This window comes from Streptomyces sp. URMC 126, assembly GCF_051386555.1.
Lineage (GTDB): Bacteria > Actinomycetota > Actinomycetes > Streptomycetales > Streptomycetaceae > Streptomyces.
Map to the genome: position 1 here is coordinate 1 of NZ_JBPQTX010000037.1, position 12,079 is coordinate 12,079.

Annotated in this window: 11 protein-coding genes; 6 read left to right on the forward strand and 5 right to left on the reverse strand. The window is 73.3% G+C overall.

What is annotated here, in order from left to right:
- On the forward strand, positions 1-1,357 hold a 1,357-nt coding region (locus ACSNOK_RS07295), incomplete at its 5' end, for an MFS transporter (RefSeq protein ID WP_436779761.1).
- 102 nt (positions 1,358-1,459) lie between these two features.
- Here the strand turns inward: ACSNOK_RS07295 and ACSNOK_RS07300 are convergent.
- Together ACSNOK_RS07300 and ACSNOK_RS07305 are read right to left on the reverse strand one after the other, a co-directional pair.
- A complete protein-coding gene (locus ACSNOK_RS07300) occupies positions 1,460-1,807 on the reverse strand; it encodes a VOC family protein (protein ID WP_436779762.1) in 348 nt (115 codons plus the stop codon).
- A gap of 135 nt (positions 1,808-1,942) precedes the next feature.
- Complete coding sequence (locus tag ACSNOK_RS07305) at positions 1,943-2,932, reverse strand: beta-ketoacyl-ACP synthase III (protein WP_436779763.1); 990 nt, start codon at positions 2,930-2,932, stop codon at positions 1,943-1,945.
- Positions 2,933-3,080: 148 nt separating this feature from the next.
- Here ACSNOK_RS07305 and ACSNOK_RS07310 point away from each other — a divergent pair, with 148 nt between their 5' ends.
- Positions 3,081-3,737 (forward strand): TetR/AcrR family transcriptional regulator, encoded by a 657-nt coding sequence (locus ACSNOK_RS07310; RefSeq protein ID WP_436779764.1) that lies wholly within the window; start codon positions 3,081-3,083, stop codon positions 3,735-3,737.
- 30 nt (positions 3,738-3,767) lie between these two features.
- Here the strand turns inward: ACSNOK_RS07310 and ACSNOK_RS07315 are convergent, their stop codons facing one another.
- Positions 3,768-4,133: a DUF488 domain-containing protein gene (locus ACSNOK_RS07315; protein ID WP_436779765.1), complete on the reverse strand. Its 366-nt coding sequence runs from the start codon at positions 4,131-4,133 to the stop codon at positions 3,768-3,770.
- A gap of 819 nt (positions 4,134-4,952) precedes the next feature.
- Here ACSNOK_RS07315 and ACSNOK_RS07320 point away from each other — a divergent pair.
- The 4 genes from ACSNOK_RS07320 (at position 4,953) to ACSNOK_RS07335 (ending at position 9,377) form a co-directional block, all read left to right on the forward strand.
- On the forward strand, positions 4,953-5,750 hold the full coding sequence (locus tag ACSNOK_RS07320; protein ID WP_436779791.1) for an aldo/keto reductase: 798 nt from the start codon (positions 4,953-4,955) through the stop codon (positions 5,748-5,750).
- A 114-nt stretch (positions 5,751-5,864) separates the two neighbouring features.
- The gene (locus ACSNOK_RS07325; protein WP_436779766.1) at positions 5,865-6,197 is read left to right on the forward strand and encodes a putative quinol monooxygenase; all 333 of its coding nucleotides are present in this window, start codon (positions 5,865-5,867) and stop codon (positions 6,195-6,197) included.
- A gap of 114 nt (positions 6,198-6,311) precedes the next feature.
- Complete coding sequence (locus ACSNOK_RS07330; RefSeq protein ID WP_436779767.1) at positions 6,312-7,070, forward strand: IclR family transcriptional regulator; 759 nt, start codon at positions 6,312-6,314, stop codon at positions 7,068-7,070.
- A gap of 843 nt (positions 7,071-7,913) precedes the next feature.
- On the forward strand, positions 7,914-9,377 hold the full coding sequence (locus ACSNOK_RS07335) for an MFS transporter (protein WP_436779768.1): 1,464 nt from the start codon (positions 7,914-7,916) through the stop codon (positions 9,375-9,377).
- Between the two features lie 228 nt (positions 9,378-9,605).
- On the opposite strand, the gene ACSNOK_RS07340 is transcribed toward ACSNOK_RS07335, so the two are convergent.
- Together ACSNOK_RS07340 and ACSNOK_RS07345 are read right to left on the reverse strand one after the other, a co-directional pair.
- Positions 9,606-10,589, reverse strand: a complete 984-nt coding sequence (locus ACSNOK_RS07340; RefSeq protein ID WP_436779769.1) for a DUF1259 domain-containing protein — start codon at positions 10,587-10,589, stop codon at positions 9,606-9,608.
- Positions 10,590-11,057: 468 nt separating this feature from the next.
- Positions 11,058-12,020: an ankyrin repeat domain-containing protein gene (locus ACSNOK_RS07345; protein ID WP_436779770.1), complete on the reverse strand. Its 963-nt coding sequence runs from the start codon at positions 12,018-12,020 to the stop codon at positions 11,058-11,060.
- Positions 12,021-12,079 lie beyond the last annotated feature (59 nt).

Genomic DNA, 12,079 nt, shown 5'->3' on the forward strand with positions numbered 1-12,079 from the left:
GCCCGACCCCGCCCCCGGCTCACTCCCCCGCGTCGTCGTCGCCAGTCTCGTCGGCACCGTGGTGGAGTGGTACGACTTCGTCTTGTACGGATCAGCCGCCGCCCTGGTGTTCAACCGGCTCTTCTTCCCCACGAGCGATCCGCTCGCGGGAACCCTCATCGCCTTCGTGACCTATGCGATCGGCTTCGCGGCGCGGCCGTTGGGCGGGATCGTGTTCGGGCACTTCGGGGACAGGACGGGACGGAGGAAGCTGCTGATCGTCAGTCTGCTGATGATGGGCGGCTCGACCTTCGCGATGGGGCTGCTCCCCACGTACGACACGATCGGTGTGGCCGCGCCCGTCCTGTTGACCCTGCTCCGCCTGGTGCAAGGCTTCGCGCTCGGGGGCGAGTGGGGCGGGGCCGTGCTGCTCGTCTGCGAGCACGGCGGCGCCCGGCGCCGCGGCTTCCGGGCCTCGTGGCCGCAGTGCGGCGGACCGGGAGGCAATGTCCTGGCCACCGGCGTGCTGGCGTTGCTCACGGCCGTCCAGCCGGACGCGGCCTTCCGTGCCTGGGGGTGGCGCGTCCCGTTCCTGCTGTCGGGCGTCCTCGTCCTGCTCGGTCTGTGGATCCGGGGCTCGGTGCCGGAGACACCGGTCTTCCTCCGGGAGCGGGCCGGGGCGCGGGCCCGCGTCCCCCTCGCGGAGGTGGTGCGGAGAAGGCGTCGCGAGGTGCTCCTCGCCATGGGGACGCGGTTCGGTGAGAACGTGTCGTACTACCTGCTCAGCTCCTTCCTCCTCGTCTACGTCACCACGCACCTGGGCCTCGGGAAGGGCACGGCGCTCAACGCCGTCCTCATCGGATCCGTCGTGCACTTCGCCACCATCCCGCTGTGGGGCGCCCTTTCCGACCGGGTGGGGCGCCGGCCCGTAATGCTGGCCGGCTCGGTGGGCATGGCCTTGTGGGCCTTCGCCTTCTTCGCCCTGGTCGACTCCCGTTCGTTTCCGGTGATAACGGTGTCGCTGACCGTGGGCCTGCTGCTGCACGGTGCCATGTGCGGCCCCCAGGCGGCTTTCCTGTCGGAGCTGTTCGACACCGGCGTCCGCTACACGGGGGCCTCGATGGGCTCTCAGCTCGCCTCCGTCCTCGGCGGCGCCCTGGCCCCCATCGTCGCCGTCGAGCTCCTCAAGAGCTACGGCTCGGCGACACCGATCGCGCTGTACCTGTGCCTGGCCGCCGCCGTCACCGCCCTCACCGTCGCCTTCGCCCCCGAGACCCGTGGCCGCGACTTGACCGCCACGGGCGGCACCGGCGGTGGCGCGGCCGTCGCGGCACGGGGCGGGGCGGCCGGGGCGTGCCGGGAAACGGACCGTCGCTGAGACCGGGCGCGGCGAGGGGAGCCGTACGGCTCCGGGGCGCGCCACTCCGGTCCGCGCCCGCACCGCACCGCTGTCGCGCCCGGCGGAAGGGGACGGGTGGTGTCAGCGGTGGCTCAGTACGTTCACCACACGGCCGTCCGGGGCGCGGACGAAGAAGCGGCGTACGCCCCACTCCTCGTCCTGGAGAGGGTGGACGATCTCCGCGCCGCTGTCCCGCAGGGCCGCGTGGACCGCGTCCACGTCGTCCACCTCGATGCTGAGATCGGGGGTGACCGGCGCGGTCTTGTCCCCGGTCGTGATGCTGACCTGGGCCGCCGGGACGGACGGGGAGGCGAGGGTCGTGATCCAGCCGTGGTCCATCACCTCCTCGAAACCCAGCAGACCGTAGAACGCGCGGCTTCGACGCGTGTCAGCGGTATGGATGATGGGAACGACGCGGCGAACGGCCATGGGAACTCCAGGTGACGGGAGCAGGGCACGGGCGGCAGGGAGGGTCGTCTTCGCCCCGCACCCTACGGCACGGGCGGCGGCCGGGATCGGGTGGACGCCGTCCGAGGCCGTCGGACGCCGTCCGGCGCCGTGCCGTCACGGGCAGGTGACGACCTGGCCCGCCCAGGACATCCCGCCGCCGAAGGCCAGCAGCAGGACGGGCCCGCCCGAGGGGAGTTCGCCGCGCTCGGTCAGTTTGGCCAGGGCGAGGGGGACGGACGCGGCGGACGTGTTGCCGGAGTCCACGACGTCCTGGGCGACCACCACGTGCTCGGGCAGGTCGAGTTGGCGGACGACGGACTCGATGATGCGCAGGTTGGCCTGGTGGGTCACCACGCCCGCGAGGTCGGACGGGGTGAGCCCGGCGCGACGGCAGGCCTCGCGGGCGAGGGCCGGCAGTTCGGCGGTGACCCAGCGGAAGACGGTCTGGCCCTCCTGGGCGAAGCGCGGGTGCCAGTCGCCGAGGAGCCGGACGGCGTCGGCGCGCGTGGGGTCCGAGCCCCAGACGACGGGGCCGATCCCGTCGAACGCCGTCCCGCCGTCGCCGGCCCCACCGTGCTCGGCGGCGCCGTGCTCGGCGGCGCTGACGACGGCCGCCCCCGCGCCGTCGCCGAGCAGGACGCAAGTGCTGCGGTCGGTCCAGTCGGTGACGTCCGACATCTTCTCCGCGCCGATGACCAGCGCGTGGCGGGCCGCGCCGGCCCTGATGGCGTGGTCGGCGGTGGCGAGGGCGGTGCAGAAGCCGGCGCAGCCGTTGTTGAGGTCGTACGCGACGGCCGAGGGGATGCCGAGCCGTCCGGCGACCTGGGCTGCGGTCGAGGGACAGCGGTCGACGGCCGTACAGGTCGCCACCGTGACCAGGCCGATGTCGGAGGGTGCCAGGCCGGCCGCGGCGAGGGCGTCGGACGCGGCGGCGGCCGCCATGTCGGTGACCGACTCCGTTTCGGCGGCGATCCGCCGGGTGGCGATGCCGGTCCGGCGGCGTATCCACTCGTCGTTGGTGTCGACCATGCCCGCCAGGTCGTCGTTGGTCAGGACGCGCGACGGCTGGTAGCGGCCCAGGGCGGTGATACGGGATCCCGGCACGGTCGTTCTCCTCGCTTCGGTACGGCTCGGCGGGCGCGGTGGATGGGTGCGGGCCGCCTCGGGGCGGTCGCGGCGCGCCGCCACGCCGGGGAATATAGCAACCGATCGGTCGGAAGCTAAAGGGTGGCCGAGTGGCTAGGATGGCCGGATGAGCCCACGGAAGTCCGCCGCCGAAGCCCACGCCACCCGCCGGCGCATCATCGACCGCGGCATCGCGATCGCCTCGGTGGAGGGTCTGGAGGGGCTGACCATCGGGCGTCTCGCCACCGACCTGGGCATGAGCAAGGCCGGCGTCCTCGGCCACTTCGGCACCAAGGAGGCCCTGCAGCTCGCCGTGCTGGAAGGCGCCTCCGCTGTGTTCGCCCGCACCGTCTGGCATCCCGCCGACGACGCCGTGCCGGGCCTGCCCCGGCTGCGGGCCGTGTGCGAGGCGTGGATCACCTACCTGGAGCACGAGCGCGTCGTCTTCCCCGGCGGGTGCCTCTTCACCACCGCGTCCGTCGAGTTCGACGCCCGCGACGGCCGGGTGCGCGACGCGGTGGCCCGGCTCAACCGCGTCTGGCGCCGCCGCCTCGCCGCCGAGCTGCGCCACGCCGTCGCGGCGGGCGACTTGCCCGCCGACACCGATCCCGAACAGGTGACGTACGAGATCGTCGGCTGCTACCTGGCGCTCAACCAGGAGCTACAGCTCTTGGCCGACCCCGAGGCCCCGGCCAGGACCCGCCGCGCCCTCGACCGCCTGCTGACGCCGCGCTCGCCCGGGTCCGCCGGGCCAAGGGAGTCCGACGGGCCGGGGAACGGGTGACTCCGGGGCCGCCCCCGGCCGTCGCGCCGCCTACGCCCCCAGGTGCCGGCGCAGCACCTCGGTGTGGCTGTGGGCGGGATCCTTGGCCGCGGTCAGGAGGGTGACGGGGCCTTCGGCCGCGAGGCGGCGCAGACGGTCGAGTGCCTCGGCCGCTTCGGGGACGGCGAGTTCCGCCTCGTAGCGGCGGCGGAACTCGTCGTACGTCCCCTCCGGGCCGTGGTACCACCTGCGCAGTTCGGTGGAGGGCGTGAGCTCCTTGGGCCACTGGTCGACGTGCGCGTCCGCCTTGGCGAGACCGCGCGGCCAGAGGCGGTCGACCAGGACCCGGGTGCCGTCGGCGGCGTCGGGAGGGTCGTAGACGCGTCGCACCCGGACGTGGGTTCCCGGTCGGTTCATGGCGGCCTACTCTCCTGTTCCCTCGGTTTCGTCCTGTCGTCCCGTTTCCCCCGATCGTCGGCCACGAGCCCGCCCTCCCGCCAGTTCTCCCGGGCCGCATCCGGGTCGCCCTCCCCCGGTTCACGACCACGTCACAGCCCAGCCGCCGCGCCCCCCACACACGGGCCTTCTCCTCGGTGCCGACGCCCCCACGGCGATCCCGCCGGTACGCCGACACGTCGGACCATCCGTACCGCGTAGGCGCCAGGGCCGCCGCTCGCTCCCCGGATCAGCGCGATGCCGCCTTGTTCGATGCGGGCGCTGTGGCTCCGCGACGGCGACCGGGCCTCGGAGGCCGATCCGGACCGGGAGCAGCGTGGCGGAACACCACCACTGAGCGGCGAAGCGTCCGTACCCCCGCCGCGCTTTCGACGGCTGTCGAGGGGCCGTGCCCTGCGTCGCGTACCGGACGGGGGCCATCGCTGCGGTCTGATTCCGGCATGGATGGAATGGCGCGGCCGGGAGTTTCCGGAGCCGGGTCGTGGCAGGGCACGGTGGGGGAGCCGGCTCGGCAGGGGCGGTACTCCCCGGGGGCGGCCGCGGTTCTTCGTCCTCGGCGGTCGCATGGTCGCCGCCCGGGCGCGGAACGCCCAGGCGTGCCGGATGCGCCGGCTCGCCGGAATCGTCCGCGGCGGCGCCCGGCCCCGGCGCCTGCCTGAGCCCCTCCCGGCCGCTCAGCGGACGGCTCACTTCCGCAGGCGGCGGGACGACGACCCAGTAAGAAAGAGGAACCCGACCGTGACCACGACCCCGACCGTCACCCTGAACAACGGCGTGTCCATGCCGCAGATCGGCTACGGCGTCTTCCAGATCCCCGACGCGGAGGCGGCCACCGCCGTCACCACCGCGCTGCGCGAGGGTTACCGCAGCGTGGACACCGCCGCTATCTACGGCAACGAGGCGGGCACCGGCGCGGCCCTGGCCGCCTGCGACATCCCCCGCGACGAGCTGTTCGTCACGACCAAGCTGTGGAACGGCGCGTCCACGACCTGGACGCGTGACCTCGTCCTGCGCGAGTTCGACGCTTCCCTCGCCCGTCTCGGTCTGGACCATGTGGACCTCTACCTGATCCACTGGCCGCACCCGATGCGCGACGAGTACCTCACCATCTGGCGGGCGTTCGAGGAGATCTCCCGGAGCGGCCGGGCCCGGGCGATCGGCGTCAGCAACTTCCAGCCGGCCCACCTGCGCCGGCTGATCGCCGAGACCGACATCGTCCCGGCCGTCAACCAGATCGAGCTGCACCCCTGGCTCCAGCAGGCCGAGCTGCGCTCCCTCCACGCCGAGCTCGGCATCGCGACCGAGGCCTGGTCGCCGCTGGGCCAGGGCCGCCTGCTGGACGACCCGGTGCTCGCGAAGATCGCCGCCAAGCACGGCCGGACCGCCGCCCAGGTCGTGCTGCGCTGGCACCTGCAGCTCGGCAATGTCGTCATCCCCAAGTCGGTCACGCCGTCCCGCATCCGCGCGAACATCGACGTCCTCGGCTTCGCCCTGGACCAGGACGACCTGAACGCGCTGGCCGCGCTGGACGACGGCACCCGCCTGGGCCCTGACCCGGACACCTTCGACGGGAACTGACCGCACTCTCGCGTCGCGCCGGAAGGGCAACCGGAGGGACAAGGGGGGCCGCTCGGCCCCCCGTCTCCTACCTCAGCCACTCACGTACGTCTGCCACCAGCCGAAAGAAAGCCCATGATCTTCATCACCGTGAAATTCCCCGTGCGTCCCGAGCACAGTGAGCAGTGGATGGACCGGGTCCGCGACTTCACCCTGGCCACCCGCGCGGAACCCGGCAACCTGTTCTTCGAATGGTCCCGCAGCGTGGCCGACCCGAACGAGTTCGTCCTCGTGGAGGCGTTCCGGGACGGGGAGGCGGGGCGCTCCCACGTGGAGTCCGAGCACTTCCGGCAGGCCATGGAGACGATGTCCTACGCCATCGCCGAGAAGCCGAAGATCGTCAGCGTCGAGCTCCCCGGCCGGCAGGGCTGGGACCTGATGGGAGAGCTCTCGCCCCGAGAGGCGTGACGGCGCCCGTCGCTCCGGCCGGCGGGGGCCCGCTCTCGTCGGCCGGGGGCCGGTGACCGAGCCCGTTCGGCTCCGGGCACACTGGACGGTGAAGAACGGAGAGGAGCAGGCGACATGCCAGGTCAGAACGGTCCGCGGGCGGCGGACCGCACCCTTGAGGTACTGGAGATCGTCGCCCAGGCGTCCTCTCCGGTATCGGCCAAGGCACTGGCACGCGCCCTCGGCTGCGCCCTGTCGACGGTGTACACCCTGCTCGCCCCGCTCACCGAGCGGGGCTACCTGGCCCGTGCGGACGGCGGTTACACGCTCGGTTACCGCATACCCGCCCTGCACCGCGCCTTCCGGAACCAGATGGGCTTGGACGACCACGTCCAGGGCCTGCTGACGCGGCTGCGGGACACCACCCGCGCCTCGGCCAACTACGTGGCCTACCACGGCGACGGTCTGTTGATCGCGGACGTCAAGACCGCCGCCGTCGACGGCGGGGACCACCCCGACCTCGCCGTCGGTGTCGACCCGCGCACTCACGCCTGGGCACACGGCAAGATCGCGCTGGCCTCCGCCGGACCGACCGCCCGGCGCCGCTACCTCGAAGACCCCGGACTGCGCCGGTTCACCCCCCACACCATCGCCTCGGCCGACCGGCTCGACGGGGAGCTGCGGCGGATCCGCAGGAACGGAGTCGCCCTGGACCTGGAGGAGGCACAGGAGGGGCTGGCCTGCCTGGCCTCGCCCGTGCTCGGCGCGGACGGGACGGTGATCGGCTCCGTCTCCCTGTGCGTCCGCCCCGACGATCTCCGTGCCCGTCGGCGGCAGCTCGTCGCCACCGTACGGGAGGCGGCTCAGGAGGCCTCGTCGGCCAACCGGCCTTGACGGTGTCGCGTCGGCTGTGACGCGCGGGCGGTGGCGGTCGATGACGTCAGCGCCCGCGTCCGCCGCCGTCCGCCCGGCGGACACGGATCGCCGCCGGCGGCCACCGGCCGTCGGTCGTCGGGCTCGACGCTCGGCACTCGACGCCCCGGATCGCTCCACGACACGAAGCGGCGCGAGCGGGCGGTCTCCTCGCGCCACACGTCTCCCGCGTGCGCGGCCCGGCCCGGCCCGGCCCGGGGAGCTTACGTCCGCGGTGTCGTCACCGGAGTGCTCCCGGGAGACGACCGCCGAGTGCCCTCGTCCCACATGCCGGTGCCGTCCGGGCCGGGGAAGATGCGGGCGCGAGGTCGTGCCGGAACGCCCGGTTCGTCGTGGCGGCAGCGGCCCGGACGCCGGGGAGCCGTCCAGCGCCGGCGCGCCGGCACCGAGGCTGCCGGCGTTGACCACGGGGACCATCGCACCGGTTGCGGCGTCGGTGGTGAACCTTTCGTCTGCTCCCCACCCGGCGGCCCGTCGACCCACTCCACCGATCGGACGGCCGACGGCCTCGGGGTGCCCATGTCGTCGGCGGTGAGACGCGGAGGTCCCCGGTCGCGCTCCCCCGATCGGGGGTGCCGGTGACCTACGGCGATCGAGCCGACCGGCCGACCCCACCACCTGGCGCAGCCGCCTAGCGTGGAGGGGAAACGCCGCGTACCCGGTGCCGCCACAGACCGCCGTACTCCGCCCCGGAGCGGCCGATTCCCGCCCGCCGAAGGTCATCGGCCGCCCGGTAGCGGAACGGCTCGCCCGCGGAGATCCTCGAAGAGACGCATCGAGCGGGCAAGCAGGTAAGGAGATCTCGTGACCGAGCTCGCCCCCCGCCGACCCGGCCTCGTCCTGACGGTCTGCGCGGCCTCCATCCTGCTGATCGGCGTTGACGTCACCGCGCTGAACGTCGCTCTCCCCGCCATGGAGCGAGACCTGAGAGCGTCGGTCTCGGGGATGCAGTGGGCCGTCGCGGCGTACAGCCTGACCCTGGCCACCCTGATGCTCTACACCGGATCGACGGGCGACAGGATCGGCCGGAAACGGGTGCTGACGGCGGGCCTGGCGGTCTTCACGGCCGGGTCGGTGCTGTGCGCGATCGCACCGGACCTGCCCTCCCTGATCGGGTTCCGGGTGGTGCAGGGCGTGGGTGCCGCGGGTCTGGGACCTGTCGGGCTGGCGATCGTCGCCGATGTCTTCTCCGGCCACCACGACCGCGTCCGGGCCATGGGCGTGTGGATGGGGGCCTACGGCATGGGGCTCGCCATCGGTCCGGTGGTCGGCGGGCTGTTGGTCGACACCGTCGGCTGGCGGTCGGTCTTCTGGCTGAACGTGCCCATCGGCATCGTCACGCTCGTGGCCGCGCTGCGCGGCGTCCCGGAGTCACGGGCCGAGCGGCCGCGCCGTCCGGACCCGGTGGGCCAGATCCTGGTCATCACCCTTCTCGCCCCCCTGGCCTACGCGGTCATCGAAGCCCCGCGCGCCGGGTGGACCGCGCCGGTCGTCATCACCTGCTTCGTGGTCACCGCCGCCTCGTGCGTCGGACTGCTCGCCTACGAACGCCGCCGCGCGGAACCGCTGATCGACCTGGGGTTCTTCCGCAACGCGCGGTTCAGCGGCGCCGGCGCGGCCCAGGTCTGCGTCTTCGGGACGTTCGGCGGCTTCTTCTTCCTCACCGCCCTCTACCTGCAGAACCCGCTGAGGATGTCCGCGAGGGAAGCGGGCCTGTGGATGCTGGTCCCCGCGGGGGCCCTCGCCCTCTCCTCCATGTGCGCGGCCCGGCTCGCCCGGCGCTTCGGCAAGCGGCCCCTCCTCGTCGGAGCCGGGATCGCGCTCACCGCCAGCGGAGCACTGATCGCCTTGTTCACCGCCGACTCGGCGCGTCCCCTGCTCGCGGTCGAGTACGCCCTCTTCGGGCTGGGCGTCGGGCTGGCCACCCCCCTGGTCATCGCCGAGGGTGTCTCGAACCTGCCCGCGGACCGCACCGGCCTAGCCTCGGCCATCCTCACCACCGCCGGCCGTTCGGCCTTCGCCCTGGGCGTCGCCGTCCTCGGCGCGATCCTCAACGCCGGGCTGCACGGCGCTCCCTTGTCCGACGCCGCGGCCTTCGCCTCCGCCGTGCGGCCGGCCTGGTGGATCCTCACGGCGGGCGGCGCGGCCACCGCCCTGCTGGGCATCGTGATCACCCGCGAACGAACCGAGACCCGGCAGGGTCCGGAGGCCCGCCCCGCCGCCCGTGGGGCGTCCCCGGGGCGGGCCGGATCCGATCGGCCCCGTTGAGCCGGGTGGACGCCGCCGGCCCGGCGTCGTCCCGCCCTCTGTCGTCCCGTCCCCCGTCGTCGCGTCCGCCGTCGTCCCCGTCGTCCCGTTCTCGGACGAGCCCGCCGGCCGCTCGCCCGAACCTCCCCGGACTGCCCGGCGGCGATCGGGTTACCGCCGAGCCCCGAACCGTGCCTGCACCGGGAGGAGAGTCGACGCGTTTCCCTTGACCGGGAACAGGCCGCGCCCTCAGGGCATGACGGTGGCGGCCGCCGAGACATTGGTGTGGCGAATGACGCCGCGAAGCTTCGTGGCCATCCGCACCGGATCGCCCACAGCCCACACATGGAGGAAGAAGAGCCGGGGTTCGTCGGTGAGCATGTGGCTGTGGAAGGAGACGATGTCCACGCCGCCGCGCCGGAGGGCCTTCATGACGGCCGGCGCTTCCTTCGCGATGACGACGATGTCCCCGTTCAGCAGCGCCTTGCCCCCGCCTACTGGCTGGAAGATCAAGGCCGACGTGGCGCCGGTCATCCTGGGCAGGACCCGGCCGTGGTCGGCGACGGTCTCGTTGCGGGCGAAAGTGACCTTGTAGACGCGCCCCTGGGCCCGTCCCCGGGCTCCGAGGGCCTGGTCGACGGCCTTCCTGTCGAGGGCGAGGGCGACCTTCTTCGGGGTCCCCGACACCGCGGGCGTGCCGGTGGCGTTCAGCGCCGCCTTGAGGCCCCGGGCCATGTGCAGCGGATCGCGGCCCAGGGCGTGGAAGTGCACCCACCAGAGAGCGGGCCGCTGGGTGAACAGGTGTTTGTGGACGGAGGTCTGGGAGATTCCGTGGGCGTTCAGGACGTCGAGTACCTTCCGCGTCTCCCGCTCGGTCACCGCCAGCTCGCCCATCATCATGGTCTGCCGGTCGGGGTAGCGGATGAACGACACGAACGACCCGATGGCCTTGACGTGCTGCCCCTTGCTCACCACGTCCAGGTCGGCGCGGGGAAATCCGACCCCGTAGGCGCGGTGGTCGACGAGCACCCCGCGGTGTCCGAGGATCTCCGTGACACCGCGCCAGTCGGATTCGCGGGTGACCGACGGCTGGACGCGCCGCGCGTGGTGGCCGTCGGGGTACGCGACCCCCGCCGTGCACAGCACGGCCAGAAGAGCCGTTCCCGTCACCAGACGCCTGCGGCCCCTGGTCTTGATCCGTCCGTCCGTTCCCTGGAGTCGTCCGACCCGCATGCCTGCCTCCGCTCCGGTTGCCTGGCCCTCATCCCACACCGGGCCGTCCGAGGCGGCGATACGGGAGGGGCCGTCCGGAGCAGCGACCCACCGGGCCCCTCCGCCGGGCGTCCTCTCCCGTCACCCGGAGCGGCGTGCGGTCCGATGCGCGCCAGGCCCGTGCGGCGTCCGGAGACACGCCGTGCCGCCCCGCCGTCGTCGAGGCACGCCCGGATCCGTGGACGACACAGGTGCCGCGCCGCACGGACCGGCAGACCGCCGTCCCGCCGGCGCCCCGGCCGGGCGCGGCGGAGCGGCATCTCGCCTCCTCCCTCGCGGGCTTCTCCGCCGGACAGCCCGAGGAGGAAGCCTTTGGGACGCCTTCCACGGAACACGTTCGGAAGCGCGGCCCGTGCCGACGAGGCCGTCTCCTCGAAAATCGTCCGTCTCTCCGGCGTACGGCGGCCCGTCGCGGAGCCGGTGGACGCGCTATTCGTCGGCCAGGGCGCTGTCCTCGGGTATCTCGATCCATCGATCGGGGGAACCCACGATCGGGCGGGGGTCGGGGACGGCGACGCCCGCCTGGTGGCAGGCGTACGCCAGCTCGTAGTTGTGCCAGCTCCCTGTCGACCTGTCCCAGAGCCAGAAGCGGTGGGTCCAGTGGCCCTCCGGGACGTCCGCGTCGAACGGCGGCAGGCCTATCTCCTCGCTGTGCAGGGCGGTTCCGTTCTCGGCGAGGGTGCCGAAGACGCCGCCCTTGGGGTTGAAGTAGAGGCCGTAGGCCCGCCCGCCCCCGTCGGTCAGGGCGGCCAGCCACGCATCGGTGTTCAGTCCGTAGTAGGTCTGCTGGAGCAGCACACAACCGCCCGGTACGGCGGTCGCGGCGACGACTCGGGCGCTGTGGTCCCAGTCGTCGTACGGGTCGTAGGCGGTGGGGCCCGGGTCGTCCGGGTCGGCGCCGAGCCGGACGACGGCCTCGGCGACGGTGACGCCGGAGAGGAACGCCACGGAGGTGCCGTCGAGGTACAAGTCGTCGTCGCCGAAGGCGGCGGCCTGCCGGTCGGCCGCCGCGAACGCGGCCCGTTCGGCCTCGGTGATCCGGGCGTACTCGGGGGCGTCGGCGGCGAACAGCGGCGCGAGGCGGGTGGTCAGCGCGAGGCGGCCGGGTGACCAGCGGCCCATGCGCGGTGTCCAGGCGTCCGCCCCGGCCGCGAGGAGTTCCGCCGCGTTCGCCTCCGCTCCGTGGCAGACAGCCTTCCACAAGGCCGTCTCACCTCGCTCGTCGGGCCGGTCGACGTCCACGACCCGCCGCGCCAGTTCACGCACCGTCTCAGGGCTTCCGTCCTCCGCGGCCTGGTGCAGGAGCGACATCCGGTGATCCTCGGATTCGACGTCGAAGGAGTCGGAGAAGAGGGAGAGTTGGGGGCGGCGGGGCCGCGGAGTGGTATCCATGCCGGGATCCTGGCATCCGCCACTGACATCGGGTCCGCGGTCGCAGCGGGCCGGGTGGC

Bases quoted from the DNA above. Each gene is read 5' to 3' on its own strand.
- ACSNOK_RS07310 (WP_436779764.1), top strand. From the start codon at position 3,081: ATGAGCCCACGGAAGTCCGCCGCCGAAGCCCACGCCACCCGCCGGCGC.
- ACSNOK_RS07345 (WP_436779770.1), bottom strand. From the start codon at position 12,020: ATGGATACCACTCCGCGGCCCCGCCGCCCCCAACTCTCCCTCTTCTCC.
- ACSNOK_RS07340 (WP_436779769.1), bottom strand. From the start codon at position 10,589: ATGCGGGTCGGACGACTCCAGGGAACGGACGGACGGATCAAGACCAGG.
- ACSNOK_RS07300 (WP_436779762.1), bottom strand. From the start codon at position 1,807: ATGGCCGTTCGCCGCGTCGTTCCCATCATCCATACCGCTGACACGCGT.
- ACSNOK_RS07325 (WP_436779766.1), top strand. From the start codon at position 5,865: ATGATCTTCATCACCGTGAAATTCCCCGTGCGTCCCGAGCACAGTGAG.
- ACSNOK_RS07320 (WP_436779791.1), top strand. From the start codon at position 4,953: ATGCCGCAGATCGGCTACGGCGTCTTCCAGATCCCCGACGCGGAGGCG.
- ACSNOK_RS07315 (WP_436779765.1), bottom strand. From the start codon at position 4,133: ATGAACCGACCGGGAACCCACGTCCGGGTGCGACGCGTCTACGACCCT.
- ACSNOK_RS07330 (WP_436779767.1), top strand. From the start codon at position 6,312: ATGCCAGGTCAGAACGGTCCGCGGGCGGCGGACCGCACCCTTGAGGTA.